The organism is Rhodobacteraceae bacterium M385 (assembly GCA_025141835.1).
GTDB lineage: Bacteria > Pseudomonadota > Alphaproteobacteria > Rhodobacterales > Rhodobacteraceae > Gymnodinialimonas.
In genome coordinates, this window is record CP081102.1 from 2,040,390 (window position 1) to 2,058,161 (window position 17,772).

A 17,772-nucleotide genomic window follows, 5' to 3' on the forward strand; every position below is an offset into this window, starting at 1 on the left:
AAGCTCGGCCCAGTAACGTTTGCTCCATGACAGCAAGTACGCCCACACGTGATCCTTCCGAAACATGGATTGAACAGACCTTCGATTGCCCCGGCGTACATAGCGGCGGCATGTTCCGTATCTCGGTCAAGGCGGTGCGACGGGGTGCAGGGATGGATCGGTTCAAAAAAGAACTGGATCGGCGCAAGTTTCGGGCGCTGGAAAACGACGGCAATATTGTCGTGTTTTGCAATACGTTACCTGTAGCCATTCTGGCCTCCGGACCCGGTCGTGGGAAGCCGCCCCCCGGTACCACCGCAACAACTACCGGCGGCTAACGCGAAGCCGGATGCCATCCTTGGCCCGCACTGTCAGATAAGCGACGGGCACAGGATCATCCCCTTCGATCCGCTCAAATCGAAATGCGCGCAGAAGCATCGCCAGCAACAACACCCCCTCCACCATGGCAAAGCCAGCCCCGGTGCAAACCCTCGCCCCGGCAGAGAACGGAATAAACGCCTCGCGCATACAGGTCTTGCCGTTTTCCGTATGCCAGCGCCCCGGGTCGAAGCCATCGGGGTTATCCCAGAGACGGTCTTGTCGATGCAGGTGCCAAGGCGAGATCACCACCTGGCTGCCGCGCTTCACAGGCCGCTTGCGAAACGTCTCGGGGCATGTGGTTTCGCGCACCATCATGGGAACCGGCGGATAAAGGCGTAGCGCCTCACGGAACACGTCGCGGGTCAGTTTCAGTTTTGACACAACTGCAAAGTCCGCGACATCGGGCAGGCCCGACGCCTCCTCTGCCAGTCTATCCTGCCACTCCGGGTAGCGTGCCAACAGATACAGCGCCCACCCAAGGGCCGAGGCGGATGTCTCATGGCCCGCCAGAAAGAAGATCGCGACCTGATCGACCATCTCTTGGGTGGTAAACCTCTCTCCGGTCTCAGGATCGGCGGTCGTCATGATCTTGGTCGCCAAATCATCGGGGGCGTTGCCCGCTTCAATCTCAACCATGCGAGCCGCGATTAACTTGGTCAGCAACGCGCGAATACTTCTCGCGGTATCTCGTGTCTCTGCACGATGCCCGCGAGGGAACCAGCGCGGGAGGCGGATAAAAGCGGCCGCGTTCAGGATCGGTTGGGTGCGCTGATAGGCGCGAAATTCGTGGAACACCCGGCCCGCAATATCGGCCTCTATAGGCAGCGAAAACAACGTGCGGAAGATGACGTCGGCTGCCGCGTGGGACATTTCCTCTTCAATCTCAATGGGGGTAGCGGGCTCGTGCAGACCCTCACCCATCCGCGCCACCGCCGCTTCGCCTGCCGCCCACATCGCCGGGAACGTGTCGCGCAGTCGCCCGCCTTCAAACGCCGGGTCGATGATCCTGCGCTGGCGTTTCCATGTCTCCCCATTGGTAAGGAAGACACTGTTGCCCAAAAGCGGCCGCAACCCCTCGCCCACCCGGTCCGACTTCGGAAAGTCCATCGGCCGCGCCTTCAGGACTTCGTCCACCAAAGCGGGCTCGTTCACCATGTAAGACCGGAAAAACGGCGTGCGGAACTCGGCCATCCACGCGTGGTAAAGCCGCGCCGGTTGCGCCGACAGGATATCTTCGCGAAACAGCCGCATGTAGCGCCAAAGTGACACGCGATCCGCACGCGCTGGCGGCTTGGGGGGAAGATCGCTCATGTGTCGGTAAACTTGTTCACGGGTGTCTCAATTCGGCTGGCAGAGGGCGCACGATTGGCAAAACGCGTCCCCAACGTAAGCGGCCCGGCGGTGACACGGAAGTAGTCGTATGCGTCTGGCCTATCGGGCAAGTTATCGAAGGCATTGAGATACTGGAAATGCAGCTCGAAAAGCTGCCATTTCAACGCCTTTTGCCGCTCAGCACTCAAGGTTTGCGTAAAGGCCGCCGAGATCACCAAAGGGCCCTTCTTTTCCACTGGCGCCACCCCCGACACGGCCACCGGGTCGCACAGCGCGAAGGAACAGCCATCGCCGGGCGCGGTCACATCCACCCAAGCCACATCCTGCGCGGCCATGAAGGCCAAATCAGCCCGCAACCGGGTCGCTTTTGGCAAGAAGCTGACCATCGGCACGACTTGCCCAAGGGTCAGCAACGACAGCTCTGGGCCGTCTTTTGCCACACGCCCCTCCCGGATCAAATCCGACAGAACCGACACCGCGATATAGGCACCCGATGAATGGCCAACGACCAGAACTTCATCGACGTCGCTCTGCAAGGCCTCTGCAATCCGGTCGGTGAAGGCCTGCATCCGCTCTTCCTGCTCTGTCGGATACGCGCCCATCCCCTGCGCCGAAAAGGCGTAGTCTTTCATCAAATACCATGCCAGCAAATGATCCCTTCGCGCACACCACCGCAGGAACAGCCATGCCGCAATCGGGCCAAGCACCAAAATGGCGAACCACGCGCGTTCGCCAAAGTAGCTTTGCAATAGCCACGCGCGTCCCTCGATCAGCGCCAAGACCTCTTCGCTGACATACATAAATGCCAAGAATACGGCGAACCACAATACCCCCGCGAGGAGCGCCTGCCCAAGAAGCACCGCGACCGGATAAAGCGCCGCGATTACCGGTCCTTTGCGCAGCCGCATCAGGCGAAACAACGCCCCCGAGCCGATGTAGATCCACGCCGTCCGCAGCAATTGCCAGTAGGTTCCCGCGATGCCCGCACTCATCCCCTTGCGCACGATATCGGCCCAGTAAAGCACCTCCAGATCGGTGGAAACCTCTGCCCCTTCGATCTGCGCATTCACGTGCCAGCCAAACCGAGCGCCCTTGGGCGCCGTGCCATTCTCGATCCGGTAACCCGAGATGTCGGCCTGCAACGCCGCCTCGCGACGATACCTCTCCCGGTACGCACGTGGCGGCACCGGGTCGAAACCGGGGATATAGAGAACGTGGCGTCTAAAAACCTGCGTCATAGCCGCAGCATAGCCCCGGATTACGGCAGGGCTAGGGCCGATTAACCCAATTGCCCCAATGCCGGGAAGGTTTCCAACAACCAGAAAGAGAAGGCCGAAAACGCCCCGGTCAGCAGGGCCAAGCCGACGATGATCAAAAGCCCGCCCATGATCCGCTCGATCAGCCTCATGTGGCGCTTCAGCCGCGTCATCAGCCCCTGCGCCCGGTCAATGAAAGCGGCCGCCAAAAGGAACGGGAGGCCCAACCCAACCGCATAGACGCCAAGCAACATGGTACCCCGCTGAACGCTGCTCTCTTGCGCTGCGATCGACAGGATTGCCCCCAATTGCGGGCCGATACAGGGCGTCCAACCAAAGGCGAAGGCCAAGCCCAACACATAGGCCCCCAGGGTCGATCCGCCTTTGTCGCCCGCGTCCAGCCGCGCTTCACGGTCCAGCAAGGGGATGCGGAAAACGCCCAGAAAATGCAGACCGAAAATGATCACCACAACGCCCGAGATACGCGCCAGAAGGATCTGGTTTTGCAAGAAGAATTGCCCCAACAGGGATGCTGTGAAGCCCAAAAAGATGAAAACCGTCGACAGCCCCATCACAAAAAACACCGCCGCCAGTAAGGCTTTGCGCCGTGACGCCCGTGCCTCGTTCTGGATGTCGCTCATGGAGATCCCGCCCATATAGGCAAGATAGGGCGGCACTATCGGCAACACGCAGGGGCTCAGGAAACTCAGCACCCCTGCGGTCAGCGCCACCAACATGGCCGGCAGAATCGCGGCGTCAAAAAGATCAATTCCAAACATGCCCCACCCTTATGCCGCCTGCCCGCCGCCGTCACGGGGATGCGTGGTCACATTCCCGTGGACGCCGCCCGTTCGCGGCCCTATCCACGAAAGCATGACCGATATCGACGCCCGCGACCTGCTTTGCCCCCTGCCCGTCCTGCGCCTGCGCAAAGCGCTGGAGGCCTCGGCCCCAGGGACCACACTGCGTCTGCTCGCCACCGATCCCGCCGCTCTCATCGACGTGCCCCACTTCTGCACCGAGCAGGGCCACCGCTTCCTCTCAGCAACTGAGATCGGCGAAAACACCACCGCCTACACCGTCCAAAAACGCGCCTAAACGTTCAAGATCAAGCGCCGCGCTCCTGCTTCATCTTGGCAAATACAACTCAATCCGCCGCCTGCCAAATAGCCTGCCGCCCGCGTCCCTTCACGCGCCGAAGGCCACGATCGCCTTTGGGTCCCACGCCACGCGGGTCCGTGCGCCGACCTCCAACACCTCGCGCCCGACAACATTGCGCATCGAAATCCGCACCGGCCCCGCCGCGCCGTCCAAAGTCACGTCGTAATAGGTCATGTCCCCGTAATAGACGACTTCCTCGACCCGACCCTCGGTCTCCCTCGCGCGTGTCGCGTCCCCCTCATAGAGGATCGACAAGGTCTCCGGCCGCAACCCGACCGAGCATTCACCCACCACAGCGCCCCCCGGCATCTGCGCAGGCTCCAACGCCACCGTGCCAAGTCCTGCCACTTCAACACCATCCGCCGTCGCATGGGCGGGCAGGAAGTTCATCACCCCGATGAAATCCGCCACCCGTTTGCTGGCGGGGCGCCGGTACAGCACCTCTGGATCATCCAGCTGCGCGATTTCTCCCTCAAACATTACGGCGATGCGGTCGGACATGACCAAGGCTTCCTCCTGGTCATGGGTCACGAGAACAAAGGTAATCCCCACTTCGCGCTGGAGCTTCATCAACTCCACCTGCATTTCTTCGCGCATCTTGCGGTCGAGCGCCGACAAGGGCTCATCCAGCAACAAAACCTTTGGTTTCAGGATCAGCGCGCGCGCCAAGGCGACGCGCTGGCGTTGTCCACCCGACAGGGCGTGGGCCGCGCGGCGGCCCAAATGCCCCAGCCCGACCATCTCCAACGCCTGCCCAATAGCGCGGGTCTTTTCCGCGGCACTCATCGCAGCTCGGCGCAGGCCGAAACCTACGTTCTGCTCTACCGTCAAATGCGGGAAGATCGCGTAGCTCTGAAACACCATATTCGTGGGGCGCAAGTTCGGTGGCACCCCGGCCATATCCCTGCCCGACAGAGTAATCGCGCCGGAAGAGATTTCCTCAAACCCAGCAATTGCCCGCAGAAGCGTCGTCTTCCCGCAGCCCGACGGCCCCAGAAGCGAGAAGAACTCCCCCTTGCTAATCTGGGCCGAGATATCGCGCAGCGCATGATAATCGCCGTAGTATTTGTTCACGTTCTGCAAAGAGATAAGTGCGTCGGTCACAAGAACCCTCCCGCATCAGATTGACCCGCCCGGCGCAGACCCCGGCGGCGGAAGATATCGGCCACGATCAACAGCACGATCGACAAGGCCACAAGGATGGTGCCAAGCGCCATGACCACCGGAAGCCGTGCCGGAAAACGCAACTGGCCCCAAAGGTAAACCGGCAAGGTCGGCTCATTGCCGGACAGGAAGAACGCGATGATGAATTCATCGAGGCTGATAATGAAACAAATCAGCAGCGACGCAACAATACCCGGCGTCACCAAAGGCAAAATCACCAACCTAAACGCCCCCAGGCGCGTCTCGCCCAGATCAATCGCCGCTTCCTCCAGACTGTTATCAAGACCCGAGAAACTACCCTGCAAGATCGCGATCGCAAATGGCATGCACAGCAACGTATGCCCGCCGATGATCGTATAAACAGAGGTGTTCAGCCCCAATTGCATCAACACCACCAACAGCGAAATCGCGACGATCACTTCGGGCAACACAAGGGGCAGCATGATGAACCCCATGATCCCCGCCTTGAGGGGAAAGTCATGGCGCGTGGCCGCGCGCGCAGCAAATAGCCCAAGGGTCGTCGATAAAATCGCCACCGACACCGCAATGATGAGTGAGTTCACCGTGGCCTCGTGCAGCGCCGGGATGGTGCGTAGCTCGGCAAACCATCCCCAGGTAAAGCCTTGTAATGGAAAGGCAATGATCGTGCCGTCGTTGAAGGCAAACACCGGTAGCAAAATGATCGGCGCATAAAGGAAGATCAGATAAAGGACGGCGAAGATGCCAAGGGCAGAAACTCTCATATCCCCCACCTCCCCTTGGGCAAGAGAACGGCAATGGCAACCGCGCCGCCTGCCATGATTGCGGCCATCAGCCCCAAGGTTCCCGCCGGCCCCAAGAAGGCGTCGCCATTTAGTAAGATCCACCAAAGGGCCGCGATTTCAGCCACGGCGGCAGCCAACGTCAAACAAGTGCCCCGTAGCCCGCCTCCGATGCTGTCCGAGAGGTGGACCCAAAACCGGACATGCAAAATCCCCCAAGCCAGCGTGATCGTCACGCAAGCCATCGCAAAGACCGCTAAAGTGGCCCCCATGGGGCGGTTCGATAGGTCGAAGATCTGCACATAGATCATATTGGCAATCATCGTGCCCCCCGACCCGCCCACAAGGCGTGGTGTCACGTAGTCACCAACCGTTGGGATGAACACGATCAGCACAGCCGCCAGAACGCCGGGCATCGCAAGGGGCAAGGTCACGCGCAGGAAGGTCATCACCGTGGCCTCTCCCAGATCACGGGCCGCTTCCAGCAGGTTGCGGTCTATCTTCTCCAGGCTCACGAAAATCGGCAGGATCGCAAAGGGCGCAAAAGCATGGGCCAGCGTAATGACGACCGCATTGGCGTTGTAGAGGATGAAAGACAGCGGCTCCTCGATCAGCCCAAGACCCATCAACGTGCCATTCACCGGCCCGTCATAGGCGAGGATCACCCGCCACAGAAAGATGCGGATCAGGTAGCTGGTCCAAAACGGGATGGTAATCAGAAACAGCCAAAGCGCCTTCTTCTGCGGCCGAACTTTGAAGCTGATAAAATAGGCAATCGGGAAGGCTAGGACCACTGTCACCGCCGTGACCGAGGCCGATATCCGCAAACTGCGCAGCATCAACGCCCGGTATAGCGGATCGGTTAACGCCTCGGCGTAGTTCTCGAGCGTCAGTGTGCGGTCGATTGTCAGAAAATTCTGCGTCCAGAAGCTGAACAAAATGATCGTCAGCAGCGGCACCGCCAGCAAAAGTACCGCGTAGATCAAGGCCGGGCTGACAATAATCAACCCCTGCTTTGCGTCTTTCGACAAGCCTAACCCCATGTAGCGCCGCGTCCCCTATCCAGCAATCAAACCACGATTGCCGTTTCCCACGTTAACCACAAGTGGAAGCGTTCAGGCAGCAGAAATTTACTCCGGCGCGTCTGAGGTTAAGGCAATTTGCCCCTTGTCTGTGCAATCGGGTCAAAAGATCAGAAAAGTCGCGACGATAAGGGTAAGGACCGCCAAAAGCACAAGCAGCACAAGTAGTGGTTTTCGGTTATAGGCTGGGGTCGGCTCCCAACAGGCGCCGCAATGGGAAGCCCCATACCGCAACATGTGGTCACATCTCTTACAGTTGAAAAAGCGCAACTTACCCCGCGCCCGGCGAACACTTCTGTCCATTCCTAACTACCTCGGCCCGACGGCTCAGCGCTCGCCCAGACACAACAAAACAATACAAATCTACGCGCCAGATGAAAGAAATCGACGCGGGCAAATAATTCTCGTGACTAGCCGCTTGGTTCGACCATGTCGCAATAAGTAAATATTAGGTTAACAGATCTTAATGGGTCAAGAAAAAGTGGGCCGATCCATCGGTTGACCCACAAAAAAAGCGCGGCCAAAGCCGCGCTTGATTTGATTTTGAGCAAAAGCGTTTAGCGCTTGGAGAACTGGAAGCTCTTACGGGCTTTCGCCTTACCAAACTTCTTACGCTCAACAACACGGCTGTCGCGGGTCAGGAAGCCTGCCGCTTTCAGCGCGCCCCGCAAAGAGGGCTCGTACAGTTGCAATGCTTTGGAAACGCCGTGGCGAACCGCGCCGGCCTGACCGGAAAGGCCACCGCCTTTGACCGTCGCCATGACGTCGAATTCACCTTCAACACCGGCAACCGAGAACGGCTGGCGCAGCATCATCTGCAAAACAGGACGCGCGAAATAGGCGGGCATGTCTTTGCCGTTCACGGTGATTTTGCCGGAACCGGGCTTGATCCAGACACGGGCGACCGCGTCCTTCCGCTTGCCGGTGGCGTAAGAGCGGCCAAGCGCGTCGCGCTGGGGCTCACGGGAGATGGTCTCAACAGCAGGAGCTGCTGCGTCAACGCCCTCGACAGAACCTTTGAGCTCTTCGAGCGATGTCAGGGTCTCAGCCATTATTTCGCTCCCCGTGTGTTTTTGGAGTTCATCGACGCAACGTCGAGAACGATTGGATCTTGGGCTTCATGGGGGTGCTCGGCGCCCGCATAAACGCGCAGGTTGGTCATTTGCTGACGCGACAGCTTGCCGCCGGGCAGCATGCGCTTGACGGCCTGCATCAAAACACGCTCAGGGTACTTGCCCTCAAGGATCTGGCCCGTGGTGCGGGATTTGATCCCACCCGGATAGCCGGTGTGCCAGTAGTTTGGCTTGTCACGCTTGTTGCCTGTTACCTGCACCTTGTCGGCGTTGATAACGATCACGTTGTCACCCATGTCCATGGACGGAGTGAACGTGGCTTTGTGCTTGCCGCGAAGACGCATGGCGATAACAGACGCGAGACGGCCCAACACGACGCCTTCGGCGTCAATGATGATCCATTTCTTGTCGATATCCGCCGGCGTGGCAGAGAAGGTTTTCATCGGTATTTTCCTTACGGGTCTGCGCATTGATGCGCGGAAGAAAAACGAAAGAGGGCACGCGCCCCCTCAACATGGGTGTCTTCTAAGCATTGATGCGCCCGCGTCAAGGGCTTCCACTACCGCAAAACCACACAAAAACAGCACCTTACGCATAAGGTATTATTTTACCCCACACTTTTTCATCGCTTTCCCTGCATTTCCAGCCCAATTCCCTTCGGTGCGCCGCTTTTCCCCCTTGCAGCCACCGCTCCCGCGCGCCCATCTTCGGCCCATGAACGACACGCGCAACACCCCCCCTCCTCAGACCGACACCCACCTGACCCATCAGGGTGGCGAAACCTATGCGGGCACGCACCTCATCATCGATCTGCACGAGGCGACCAACCTCGATGACCAGGCCCTCATCGAGCAGACCCTGCGCGACGCGACCAAGGCCACGGGCGCTACACTCCTGCACCTGCACTCTCACCGCTTCTCGCCCCAAGGGGTCACCGCCATGGCGATCCTCGCGGAATCCCATATCTCGTGCCACACTTGGCCCGAGATCGGCTACGCCGCTTTTGATATCTTCATGTGCGGTGCCACCGATCCCCATGCCGCCATCCCGATCCTGAAGGCCGCCTTCACCCCGGCCCACATGGATGTACGTGAACTCCACCGCGGCGCCCCCCCGCCGTAACGCGTCCTCCCTCCTTCATCTTGGAAAATACACCTCCGGGGTATGCGGCTTTTCTCTTGGAAATGCCGCAAAGGGGCAGCGCCCCTCCAGCGCCCCCCGGGGGCGCCACAAAGACTCACTTAGGCGGCATCGAGTAGGTCATCGACGCCCTCGCCACAGGCTCATCGAACCCTTCCGAGAAGATCAAACACTCCCCCACCGCCAAGACGCGCCCAATCTTCAGCAGCCGACACTCACAGATCAGATCAACCCCCGCGACAGGCTTGCGCATAAAGTCGAACGAGCCCCCCGTGGTCACCGCCAAAGCCTCCCGCCCCTTCATCGCCAACACCGCAATATAGACGGACACATCCGCCAGCGCGAACATCGCCGGGCCCGACACCGTGCCACCGGGGCGCAAATGTCGCTCTGCCACGGGCATCCGTATGCGCACCGCGCGGTCCGCCACTTCCTCGATCACGAAATCCCCTCGGACCTGCGGGAACACCTCGTCCAGATACGTCGCAATCTCTTCTGCCTGCATCATCACGGCCATCGCTCTTCCCCCCTCTCGCGTTGAACGCTACCCTTCCCAAAACCATCCACCTGCGCAAGGGACACCTGCTCTCCATGTCTGAACCCATGTCTGACCCGCTCGTGATCCGCGAGGATCGCGGTGCAATCACGCACCTGACCCTTAATTCTCCCGGCAATCTCAATGCTCTATCAGACGAGATGCTCGCATCCCTTCAATCCGCGCTGGACGCCCTCGCCGATAGCGCCTCCCAAAAGGTGATCGTGCTCAAAGGCGCAGGCCGCGTTTTCTGTGCAGGTCACGACCTTAAACAAATGCAGGCCGCCCGTGATCACGCGGACGAGGGCACCGCCGCGTGGAAAGACCTTTTTGACCGTTGCTCTCGCCTGATGCAAACGCTGCCCCAAATGCCGCAACCGATCATTGCGCAGGTCCACGGGCTTGCTGCCGCTGCCGGGTGCCAATTGGTTGCATCTTGCGATCTGGCCGTCGCCACAGAGGATGCCCGTTTCGGCGTGAACGGCGTCAACATCGGCCTCTTTTGCTCCACGCCCATGGTCGCGCTCAGCCGCGTCATGCCCCGCAAACAGGTGTTTGAGATGCTCACCACCGGCGAATTCCTCTCCGCCTCCCGTGCCCGCGATCTTGGCCTGATCAACCGCATCGCACCCGCCGACCAGCTCGATGCAACCACTGCAGAGCTGGCCGAAACTATCGCCGCCAAACTGTCCTCTGCTGTGAAGGTGGGCAAGCAAGCCTTCTACGACCAAGCAGACCTCCCGCTTGCGCAGGCCTACGCCCTGACCGGCGAGGTCATGGTCTCCAACATGCAAAACCGGGACACCAATGAAGGCATCACAGCCTTCCTGGAAAAGCGCCCCCCCGATTGGCCCAAAGAATAACCGCCTACTGTGAGGAGGGCGGGAACCGCCCGAGGAAGGCCCTATCCAGAAGGGATCATACCCCGAATAGCGCGCCGTATTTATCGTCCAGATAATCCAACAACGGCGCCTCGGAAATCTCGGCCCCCGTGGCATGGATGATCGTGTCTCTGGGGCTTCGCAACCCGCCATGGCGCTGCAAATTCTCGCGCAGCCATGCCAATGCAGGCCCCGGATCACCGGCCTCAAGGGCCTCATCCACCCCCGGCACATCGCGTCGCAGCGCTGCATTCAGGCACCCGGCATAGACGTTGCCCAATGCGTAGGTCGGGAAATAGCCAAACAGCCCCACCGACCAGTGCACATCCTGCAACACCCCGTTCGACGGCTTGTCCACCACCATCCCGAAGTCCGCTTTGAACCTTTCGTTCCACGCCTCTTCCAGATCAGCAACTTCCAACGTGCCGCCAAATAGCTGGCGCTCCAGATCAAACCGCAACATGACGTGCAGGTTGTAGTGCACCTCATCGGCCTCGGTCCGAATGTAGCCCGTCTTAACGCGGTTAATCACCCGTGCCATCTCTTCCGCCGGGGCCGAAAGCGCCCCGAAATGCTCCGTCATGCGCCCATGCAAGAACCGACAAAACGGTGCCGAGCGGCCCAACTGGTTCTCATAAATCCGGCTCTGACTTTCATGCACTCCCATCGAGACACCCTGCCCCAATGCCGTCAGGCGCAGGTCTTCCGCGATATGCAACTCATAAGTCGCGTGGCCGACTTCGTGGATGGTGGAGTACAAACACCCCATCGGCTCGCCCTCATCGACACGCGTGGTGATGCGCACATCCGCACCAGAGCCAGAGCTGAACGGATGCACCGCCTGATCCAACCTGCCGTGGTCAAAATCATAGCTGAACCGCTCTGCAATCTCTCGGCCCAGTGCCATCTGCGCGGCCTCGGGGAAGGTGCCGCTCAGGGCGTCGGGCATCTCCACGCTTGCCAACCGGTCGCGCAAACCCACCAAACGTGGCCGCATCCGGTCAAATAACGCGCCAATCTCGGATGCCGTCGCGCCGGGCTCATAATCTTGCAACATCGCGTCATAAAGATCGCCCCCATCGGCAATCGCCGCCGCTTCTTCGCGCTTCAGTGCCACAACCTTCTTCAAGGTCGGCAGGAACGCCGCCACGTCTTCCGCCGCTCGCGCTTTGGCCCAGATCCCCTGACTGACCGAAGTCAGCCGCGCCAGTTCCGCCGCCAAATCCGCAGGGACTTTCACCGCCCGGGCATGGCTGCGCGCGATCTCTCGCACCTGGGCCTTGTCCACATCGGTTTCCGGCTGTGCCTGCGCCAGCCATTCCCCCACCCTTGGGTCCGTGCGCCGGGCATGCAGCACGCTTTCCAACGCCGCCATCTCTTCGCTGCGTTGCTCTGCTGCGGCAGGGGGCATCATGGTTTCCTGATCCCATCCCAAACGGCCCATGACCTGCCCCAAGGCCTCAGTTGTGCGGTTGAACGCCAGTAGGTCTTCCAATGCGGCCATCAGGCGGCTCCTCTCACGGATTGGGGCAGCGGGTAACGCGACAAGAACCGCGCCCGCATGATGAGGGTGATCAGCACGACCGCCCCGAATTGATGGACAATCGCCAGATACCACGGCGAAGAATGCATGACCGTCACGATGCCCAGAACGATCTGTCCCAGCATCATCACCATGACCCAGTCGAAGGCGCGCTTAGTGGCCACCCGGGCCGAGCGTCTTGCCGCGACCCAAGCGCCAATCCCGAAGGCCAGCAGCGTGTAACCCACCATACGGTGGATGAACTGCACCGTTCCGTCATTCTCGAAAAGGTTGCGATACCAAGGCTCAATCGCCCACATGTCCGGCGGCGTGAACGCCCCCGCCATCAAGGGCCAGTCGATAAAGTTACGCCCCGCATCAATCCCCGCCACCAAGGCGCCGATCAGGATTTGAACCATGCTCAGATGCAATAGCCCCGTCGCCATGCCACCCAACTTGCGGTCTCCGTCACGGCGCGCGGTCATTAACTCGGCCTCCGCCCGTGCCAATGTCATGATGTACCACGCCATCAAGGCAAGGATCACAAACGCCAGCACTAGATGCACCGCCAACCGGTACGAGGCCACATCAAACATCCCGGGCGCCATCCCCGATGACACCATCCACCAGCCCGCAAATCCCTGCAAACCGCCCAATGCCCCCAATAGCAGCAACCGGCCCGTCCAGCCTACAGGCACCGATTTGCTCGCCAAAAGCGCCACAAATCCAACGGCCCAAACCACGCCGATCAACCGCGCCCACTGCCGGTGGCCCCATTCCCACCAATAGATCACCTTGAATTCCTCAAGGCTCATGCCGCGGTTTTGTTCCTGATACTCTGTTGTGGCGCGGTAGGCTTCCAACTCGGCCTCCCATGCCGCCTCATCCAACGGCGGCACAGCGCCCGAGATCGGCGCCCACTCGGTGATGGATAGCCCCGAGTCCGTCAGCCGCGTCAGCCCGCCCACAGCGATCTGCACCACGACCATGGCAAACAACACCATGATGAACAAACGCACCCGCCCGCGCCCGCGTCCGCGGTCCCGGCTCACGCCGCCCGGTGTCGCTGCGGGCTTCTGCGCCCCGTCCACGTCTTCGAAAATACTGCGTTGGCCAGCCATGACGCGCCCCTTATCTCGTCTCAACACCTGACCTATCGCGCCCCCGCACGCCCTTCAAGCGCCCGCGACCTTACGCGCGACCCCAACTTCCTCGTTCTTCAAATATTCCCGGGGTCTGGGGCAGCGCCCCAGTCGACATCAGCCACAAATACCGCCCTCAGGTATGGCTCACAGATCCTTGCGCCGCCCCTCGGCCCATCTCACCATTTGCCGCATCACGCCGTGCAGGGTCTGCACATCGGCCCGGGTCAGGTTCAACCGCCCCCATAGGTTGCGCAGAGTCAGCTTCATGCTCTCGGCTTTCGCAGGCGGCCAGAAAAATCCGGCCTCCTCCAGCCGTTCCTCGTAATGCGCCCCCAGCTTCTCCAACTCCAGACCGCTGGCAAACTCGGTCTTGGCCAGAGCCATGACCTCGGGCGCGACATTGGTCCCCTGACGCTGCCACTCATATCCGCAAAGCAACACACATTGCGCCAGGTTCAGGGACGGAAACGCCGGGTTTACATCAACGGAAATCACCGCATTGGCGGGCGCCACATCGGCGTTTTCCAAGCCGGCCCGTTCTGGCCCAAACATCACGCCGACCTTGCCGCCTTGGGCAATGATCTCTCTCGCTTGTTCCATCGCCCGCTCGGGCGTTACGATAGGCTTGGTCAGCCCCCGGTCCCGGGCCGTTGTGGCAAAGACGTAGGTACAATCACTCAGCGCCGCGGGCACGTCGTCAAACATCTGAGCTTCATCCAGCAAGCGCCCCGCGCCGCTGGCCAGCGCCACTGCCCGCTCATTCGGCCAGCCATCGCGTGGGGCCACAACCCGCATCCGGTCGAGGCCAAAGTTCCACATCGCCCGCGCCGCCGCGCCGATGTTTTCGCCCATCTGCGGGCGCACAAGAATGAAGGCGGGTTGCGAGGCGCGCAATGGCGGCGCTGTGGGCGGTGTATTGGGCTGATCTGACATGGGCCTGCCCATAGCGCTGGGACGGGCCCCGTGCAAGCATACTAAGGGCACGTCCCCCTCCTTGGGCCATTGCTCCGCCGTGCGTTGGATTGTATCAGCGAGCCAACCCAATTCTGCGGCCCCGTGCCCCAAAGCCACACAAAGAGTTTCCATGGACGATCAAGATCCCCAAGAGACCCCGCAACTCTACCTGATGACGCCCACCGCATTCGAGGTCGATGTCTTCGCCCCGCAACTGTCCGCCCTGCTGGACGCCGTTGACATCGCTTGCCTGCGGCTTGCGTTGAGCACCGAGGATGAAGCCGCGCTTTCGCGTGCTGCCGACCAAATTCGCGAAATTGCCCATGCCCGAGACATTCCCCTTGTGATTGATCGCCATGTGCAGCTGGTCGAACGCCTTGGCCTTGACGGTGTGCATTTGCTCGACGGGTCGCGCAGTGTGCGCGACACCCGCAAGGTTTTGGGCGCGGACGCGATCATTGGCGCGTCTTGCGGCACTTCGCGCCACGACGGCATGAACGCCGGAGAAGCGGGCTCAGATTACGTCAGCTTCGGTCCCGTTGGGGAAAGCGCCCTGGGCGATGGCAGCCGGGCCGAGCATGACTTGTTCGCTTGGTGGTCACAGATGATCGAAGTGCCGATTGTCGCCGAAGGCGCCCTGACGGCAGAACTGGTAGAAGCCTTCGCGCCTGTGACGGATTTTTTCTGCGTCGGAGCCGAGATCTGGCACGCCGACGACCCCGTCGCTGCCCTTCAGGCCCTGACTGCCAGCCTGCGCTGACCGGCCTGCAACACCGCCGCAGTTACCGGTCCGTTCCAGTTTAACGGGCCGCTTCAAAGCCCGCGCGCACTGCATCCTCAGCCGCCTTGGCCAAGGCTTTGCGGTTGTCGGCATGTGCTACCGGAAGCGGCGCGTGGTATTGCACCTGCACATCGCCCCGCCCCGGCGTGGCAAGAATTTGCAGCAGGCTTGGTCCAAAATCCATATCGCCCCACCACCCGTAATGCCGCCGATCCGCGCCTTGGGGGGCGGTGTAGGACAGGGTCACGGGTTGAATGCTGACCCGATCCCTTAGACGCTCGGCAAAGAATGCCTGAAACAGCGTGGTTTTGAACGGCAGCACCCGCTCTCCATCGGTCGACGTGCCCTCGGGGAAAAACAAAAGCTGATGGCCCGCAATCAAACGGTCCTCAAACAATCGCGTCTGCACGGCGGCCTCGGCCCGTTGGCGGCGGATGAACACGGTGCCCGTCGCCCGAGCCAACCAGCCAATCCCGCCCCAACCGCTCACCTCGGATTTGGCCACGAAATACATCCGCTTGTTGGCGTTGAGAACGAAGATATCGAGCCAGCTCACATGGTTGCACACAAAGGCCCCCGGCGTGCGCATGGGCGTGCCTTTGACACTGCGTTTCAGGTTCAGGCTCCAGCAAGCCACAATGCACACAAGCTGCGTCAGATAGGGCGTGACGGGACGCCTTTGTCCGGCAAGCAACCGCTCGGGCAGCCGCAAAATCAGCAGCGAGGGGAAGCAGATCAGCAAGATCGCCAGCAAGGGCGTCGCCCGGCATATAATGCGCACAGCCTCTGACGGGCCGATGGCGCGTGGCTGAAGCGTCTCGGGGCCTTTCCACGGTTCAACCACGCAACGCGCCCCTTTGATAGATCGCCCGGTGCGTCGCGGACATGCGCGCCACGTCCATGACAAGACAGACATCAATGCAGTTAAACGCGCGGTCGATATAGGCCCCCTCGCCCACAAACCCGCCAAGGCGCAGGTAGGCCTTGATCAGCGCAGGCATGGCCCGAATGGCCGCGGGACGGTCAAGATCGTCTTTTGCGATCAAGCCCATCGGCTGCCCCCCCTCTGCACGGGCCTTGGGACGAATATCTTCGGGCGCAAGGTGGCGGTGGTGCAGCAAAGACAGCGGCCCGGCCAAGGGCGCGGGGTCTAGCCCGTGGAAACTGGCGACGCCGAACATCACCTCGATCCCGTGGTCCGCGATATAATCGGCAAGACCGTTCCACAGATGCAGCATCGCTGTGCCGCCGCGATAATCGGGGTGTACGCAGGACCGCCCCAGCTCCAACAACGTCCGGCCCGAGCCGCGCAGAACGCTAAGGTCATACTCATCTTCGGAGTAGAATTGCCCCGCCCGCGCGGCCCCATCCGAGCGCATCACGCGGTAAACACCCACCACCTCATCCCCCGCCGCGCGTCGATGATCTGACAGGATCAGGTGGTCGAAATGCGGGTCAAAACGGTCCATCTCCAAGCGGGCGTCGTGGTCCACCATCGGGCCGGAACCGCCCAGTTCCTCGACGAAGACACTGTAGCGCAGACGCTGTGCGGCGCGGATATCGGCGGGTGTCTCAGCCAGCCTCAGCGACAGATGTGGCTCATCAATCTGCATGGTTTGGGGGGGATTTCCCTGAAAACAGCGCCTATCTGGGGCGCGGGGCGGGTTTACCAGCCTCTTGCGCATTTGCAAGTTTGGCGCAACGGTAACAAATCGAATTTGTTTACGGGCGTTAAAAGAGCATTAACCATTTGGCGCTAGCCTTCAGTGACATGTCAGGAGGGATACTCAATGAGCAACGCTACCTTGTGCCCGTCCAAGACCAACTTGCCTTCGTTCTCAAAGTTGACGGTTACCCGCCCTGAAATGTTGGATTGCACCTGCCCACGGCCCCATTCGGGCGCGGCGGGATTGCGCACGAACATGCCCGGCGCAAGAATGGCGGTGATGTCTGCGGCGGAATTGTCTTTGTCCATATCAGGAAAGAGCCTTCGATGCGGGATGAATTGATTAATCCGGCCACGCATTTGGCCGACTTGGTGGCCTCACGCCTGTGCCATGACCTAGTTAACCCATTAGGCGCAATCGGCAATGGGGTTGAGCTTCTGGAAATGACCGGAAAGGCCGATGGCCCGGAGGTTGAGCTGATCCGCGACGCCGTGCGCGCGGCTGAAGCGCGGATCAGGCTGTTTCGGCTGGCCTTTGGCGGCGCCGCGCCTGAACAACTCACGTCCCTGCGCGAAGCACAGACCGTGGTGGAAGGCTATTTTCACCAAAGCCGCTTTGCTGCGGTATGGATGGCGCAGGAAGATCGCCCGCGTCAGGAAACCAAGATGGCATTGCTGATGTTGCTCTGCGCCGAGGCGGCTTTGCCCATGGGCGGCACCATTCGTATCGGTCCCGATCCCACTGGCCATTGGCAGCTGGAGGCGACGGGCCCAAGGGTGAATGTGGATGAAGACCTGTGGGACATCCTGCGCTCGGGCGGCCCATCCCCCAATCGGCCCCTGCGCCCGTCCGATGCACAATTTCCCGTGCTTCTGCGGGCGGCGCAAGCACTCAGCTTGATCGTGAACTACGTGGCGGAGGCCGAGACTTTTCGCATGTCTACCGCCTGATCCCTCAC

21 protein-coding genes are annotated in these 17,772 nt (G+C 60.8%); 6 read left to right on the plus strand and 15 right to left on the minus strand.

Annotation, left to right across the window (positions count from 1 at the left end):
• Positions 1 to 26: 26 nt before the first annotated feature.
• Positions 27 to 317 carry a hypothetical protein gene (locus tag K3728_10010; protein UWQ94079.1) on the plus strand — a complete coding sequence of 97 codons (291 nt, stop codon included), beginning with the start codon at positions 27 to 29 and terminating at the stop codon, positions 315 to 317.
• Here the strand turns inward: K3728_10010 and K3728_10015 are convergent.
• Genes K3728_10015 through K3728_10025 form a run of 3 tightly spaced genes read right to left on the minus strand, consistent with a single transcriptional unit; the run spans position 304 to position 3,727 of the window.
• Positions 304 to 1,671 (minus strand): cytochrome P450, encoded by a 1,368-nt coding sequence (locus K3728_10015; GenBank protein UWQ94080.1) that lies wholly within the window; start codon positions 1,669 to 1,671, stop codon positions 304 to 306. The two genes, K3728_10010 and K3728_10015, sit on opposite strands and share 14 nt — an antisense overlap.
• Complete coding sequence (locus K3728_10020) at positions 1,668 to 2,930, minus strand: hypothetical protein (GenBank protein ID UWQ94081.1); 1,263 nt, start codon at positions 2,928 to 2,930, stop codon at positions 1,668 to 1,670. Before K3728_10020 ends, K3728_10015 begins: the two co-directional genes overlap by 4 nt.
• Positions 2,931 to 2,971: 41 nt before the next feature.
• Positions 2,972 to 3,727, minus strand: a complete 756-nt coding sequence (locus tag K3728_10025; protein UWQ94082.1) for a cytochrome c biogenesis protein CcdA — start codon at positions 3,725 to 3,727, stop codon at positions 2,972 to 2,974.
• A 94-nt stretch (positions 3,728 to 3,821) separates the two neighbouring features.
• Between K3728_10025 and K3728_10030 the strand changes: the two genes are divergently transcribed.
• Positions 3,822 to 4,046 carry a sulfurtransferase TusA family protein gene (locus K3728_10030; protein ID UWQ94083.1) on the plus strand — a complete coding sequence of 75 codons (225 nt, stop codon included), beginning with the start codon at positions 3,822 to 3,824 and terminating at the stop codon, positions 4,044 to 4,046.
• Positions 4,047 to 4,136: 90 nt separating this feature from the next.
• Here the strand turns inward: K3728_10030 and K3728_10035 are convergent, their stop codons facing one another.
• The 5 genes from K3728_10035 to rplM form a co-directional block, all read right to left on the minus strand.
• Complete coding sequence (locus K3728_10035) at positions 4,137 to 5,213, minus strand: ABC transporter ATP-binding protein (GenBank protein ID UWQ94084.1); 1,077 nt, start codon at positions 5,211 to 5,213, stop codon at positions 4,137 to 4,139.
• On the minus strand, positions 5,210 to 6,016 hold the full coding sequence (locus K3728_10040) for an ABC transporter permease (protein ID UWQ94085.1): 807 nt from the start codon (positions 6,014 to 6,016) through the stop codon (positions 5,210 to 5,212). Before K3728_10040 ends, K3728_10035 begins: the two co-directional genes overlap by 4 nt.
• On the minus strand, positions 6,013 to 7,077 hold the full coding sequence (locus K3728_10045; protein ID UWQ94086.1) for an ABC transporter permease: 1,065 nt from the start codon (positions 7,075 to 7,077) through the stop codon (positions 6,013 to 6,015). Before K3728_10045 ends, K3728_10040 begins: the two co-directional genes overlap by 4 nt.
• Positions 7,078 to 7,673: 596 nt before the next feature.
• Positions 7,674 to 8,168, minus strand: coding sequence for a 30S ribosomal protein S9 (gene rpsI, locus K3728_10050; protein ID UWQ94087.1), 495 nt, complete (start codon positions 8,166 to 8,168; stop codon positions 7,674 to 7,676).
• Complete coding sequence (gene rplM, locus K3728_10055; GenBank protein ID UWQ94088.1) at positions 8,168 to 8,632, minus strand: 50S ribosomal protein L13; 465 nt, start codon at positions 8,630 to 8,632, stop codon at positions 8,168 to 8,170. The genes rpsI and rplM overlap by 1 nt, the downstream gene beginning before the upstream one ends.
• 271 nt (positions 8,633 to 8,903) lie before the next feature.
• Here rplM and speD point away from each other — a divergent pair, with 271 nt between their 5' ends.
• Positions 8,904 to 9,311, plus strand: a complete 408-nt coding sequence (gene speD, locus K3728_10060; GenBank protein UWQ94089.1) for an adenosylmethionine decarboxylase — start codon at positions 8,904 to 8,906, stop codon at positions 9,309 to 9,311.
• A gap of 115 nt (positions 9,312 to 9,426) precedes the next feature.
• Here the strand turns inward: speD and K3728_10065 are convergent, their stop codons facing one another.
• Positions 9,427 to 9,846 carry a PaaI family thioesterase gene (locus K3728_10065; GenBank protein ID UWQ94090.1) on the minus strand — a complete coding sequence of 140 codons (420 nt, stop codon included), beginning with the start codon at positions 9,844 to 9,846 and terminating at the stop codon, positions 9,427 to 9,429.
• 86 nt (positions 9,847 to 9,932) lie between these two features.
• Here K3728_10065 and K3728_10070 point away from each other — a divergent pair, with 86 nt between their 5' ends.
• Positions 9,933 to 10,727, plus strand: coding sequence for an enoyl-CoA hydratase (locus K3728_10070; protein ID UWQ94091.1), 795 nt, complete (start codon positions 9,933 to 9,935; stop codon positions 10,725 to 10,727).
• Between the two features lie 55 nt (positions 10,728 to 10,782).
• Here the strand turns inward: K3728_10070 and K3728_10075 are convergent, their stop codons facing one another.
• From K3728_10075 to K3728_10085, 3 genes are all read right to left on the minus strand, one after another.
• Complete coding sequence (locus K3728_10075) at positions 10,783 to 12,249, minus strand: carboxypeptidase M32 (GenBank protein UWQ94092.1); 1,467 nt, start codon at positions 12,247 to 12,249, stop codon at positions 10,783 to 10,785.
• Positions 12,249 to 13,388 carry a COX15/CtaA family protein gene (locus K3728_10080; GenBank protein ID UWQ94093.1) on the minus strand — a complete coding sequence of 380 codons (1,140 nt, stop codon included), beginning with the start codon at positions 13,386 to 13,388 and terminating at the stop codon, positions 12,249 to 12,251. Before K3728_10080 ends, K3728_10075 begins: the two co-directional genes overlap by 1 nt.
• 168 nt (positions 13,389 to 13,556) lie before the next feature.
• On the minus strand, positions 13,557 to 14,345 hold the full coding sequence (locus K3728_10085) for an RNA methyltransferase (protein ID UWQ94094.1): 789 nt from the start codon (positions 14,343 to 14,345) through the stop codon (positions 13,557 to 13,559).
• 151 nt (positions 14,346 to 14,496) lie between these two features.
• On the opposite strand from K3728_10085, the gene K3728_10090 reads away from it, so the two are divergent.
• Positions 14,497 to 15,126, plus strand: coding sequence for a thiamine phosphate synthase (locus tag K3728_10090; GenBank protein UWQ94095.1), 630 nt, complete (start codon positions 14,497 to 14,499; stop codon positions 15,124 to 15,126).
• A 40-nt stretch (positions 15,127 to 15,166) separates the two neighbouring features.
• On the opposite strand, the gene K3728_10095 is transcribed toward K3728_10090, so the two are convergent.
• From K3728_10095 to K3728_10105, 3 genes are all read right to left on the minus strand, one after another.
• On the minus strand, positions 15,167 to 16,063 hold the full coding sequence (locus tag K3728_10095) for a 1-acyl-sn-glycerol-3-phosphate acyltransferase (GenBank protein ID UWQ94096.1): 897 nt from the start codon (positions 16,061 to 16,063) through the stop codon (positions 15,167 to 15,169).
• The gene (locus K3728_10100) at positions 15,984 to 16,760 is read right to left on the minus strand and encodes a GNAT family N-acetyltransferase (GenBank protein UWQ94097.1); all 777 of its coding nucleotides are present in this window, start codon (positions 16,758 to 16,760) and stop codon (positions 15,984 to 15,986) included. The genes K3728_10095 and K3728_10100 overlap by 80 nt, the downstream gene beginning before the upstream one ends.
• Positions 16,761 to 16,921: 161 nt before the next feature.
• Positions 16,922 to 17,122: a DUF3553 domain-containing protein gene (locus K3728_10105; GenBank protein UWQ94098.1), complete on the minus strand. Its 201-nt coding sequence runs from the start codon at positions 17,120 to 17,122 to the stop codon at positions 16,922 to 16,924.
• Positions 17,123 to 17,140: 18 nt separating this feature from the next.
• On the opposite strand from K3728_10105, the gene K3728_10110 reads away from it, so the two are divergent.
• Entirely contained in the window at positions 17,141 to 17,764 is a 624-nt protein-coding gene (locus tag K3728_10110; GenBank protein ID UWQ94099.1) for a histidine phosphotransferase, read from the plus strand.
• Positions 17,765 to 17,772: the final 8 nt, after the last annotated feature.

Excerpts from the sequence above, each read along its gene's own strand:
- K3728_10065 (UWQ94090.1), bottom strand. The coding sequence starts at position 9,846 with ATGGCCGTGATGATGCAGGCAGAAGAGATTGCGACGTATCTGGACGAG.
- K3728_10020 (UWQ94081.1), bottom strand. The coding sequence starts at position 2,930 with ATGACGCAGGTTTTTAGACGCCACGTTCTCTATATCCCCGGTTTCGAC.
- K3728_10080 (UWQ94093.1), bottom strand. The coding sequence starts at position 13,388 with ATGGCTGGCCAACGCAGTATTTTCGAAGACGTGGACGGGGCGCAGAAG.
- K3728_10105 (UWQ94098.1), bottom strand. The coding sequence starts at position 17,122 with ATGGACAAAGACAATTCCGCCGCAGACATCACCGCCATTCTTGCGCCG.
- K3728_10070 (UWQ94091.1), top strand. The coding sequence starts at position 9,933 with ATGTCTGACCCGCTCGTGATCCGCGAGGATCGCGGTGCAATCACGCAC.
- K3728_10010 (UWQ94079.1), top strand. The coding sequence starts at position 27 with ATGACAGCAAGTACGCCCACACGTGATCCTTCCGAAACATGGATTGAA.
- speD (UWQ94089.1), top strand. The coding sequence starts at position 8,904 with ATGAACGACACGCGCAACACCCCCCCTCCTCAGACCGACACCCACCTG.
- K3728_10015 (UWQ94080.1), bottom strand. The coding sequence starts at position 1,671 with ATGAGCGATCTTCCCCCCAAGCCGCCAGCGCGTGCGGATCGCGTGTCA.
- K3728_10025 (UWQ94082.1), bottom strand. The coding sequence starts at position 3,727 with ATGTTTGGAATTGATCTTTTTGACGCCGCGATTCTGCCGGCCATGTTG.
- rpsI (UWQ94087.1), bottom strand. The coding sequence starts at position 8,168 with ATGGCTGAGACCCTGACATCGCTCGAAGAGCTCAAAGGTTCTGTCGAG.
- K3728_10110 (UWQ94099.1), top strand. The coding sequence starts at position 17,141 with ATGCGGGATGAATTGATTAATCCGGCCACGCATTTGGCCGACTTGGTG.
- K3728_10040 (UWQ94085.1), bottom strand. The coding sequence starts at position 6,016 with ATGAGAGTTTCTGCCCTTGGCATCTTCGCCGTCCTTTATCTGATCTTC.
- K3728_10085 (UWQ94094.1), bottom strand. The coding sequence starts at position 14,345 with ATGTCAGATCAGCCCAATACACCGCCCACAGCGCCGCCATTGCGCGCC.
- K3728_10100 (UWQ94097.1), bottom strand. The coding sequence starts at position 16,760 with ATGCAGATTGATGAGCCACATCTGTCGCTGAGGCTGGCTGAGACACCC.
- K3728_10075 (UWQ94092.1), bottom strand. The coding sequence starts at position 12,249 with ATGGCCGCATTGGAAGACCTACTGGCGTTCAACCGCACAACTGAGGCC.
- K3728_10090 (UWQ94095.1), top strand. The coding sequence starts at position 14,497 with ATGGACGATCAAGATCCCCAAGAGACCCCGCAACTCTACCTGATGACG.
- rplM (UWQ94088.1), bottom strand. The coding sequence starts at position 8,632 with ATGAAAACCTTCTCTGCCACGCCGGCGGATATCGACAAGAAATGGATC.
- K3728_10045 (UWQ94086.1), bottom strand. The coding sequence starts at position 7,077 with ATGGGGTTAGGCTTGTCGAAAGACGCAAAGCAGGGGTTGATTATTGTC.
- K3728_10095 (UWQ94096.1), bottom strand. The coding sequence starts at position 16,063 with ATGTCTGTCTTGTCATGGACGTGGCGCGCATGTCCGCGACGCACCGGG.
- K3728_10030 (UWQ94083.1), top strand. The coding sequence starts at position 3,822 with ATGACCGATATCGACGCCCGCGACCTGCTTTGCCCCCTGCCCGTCCTG.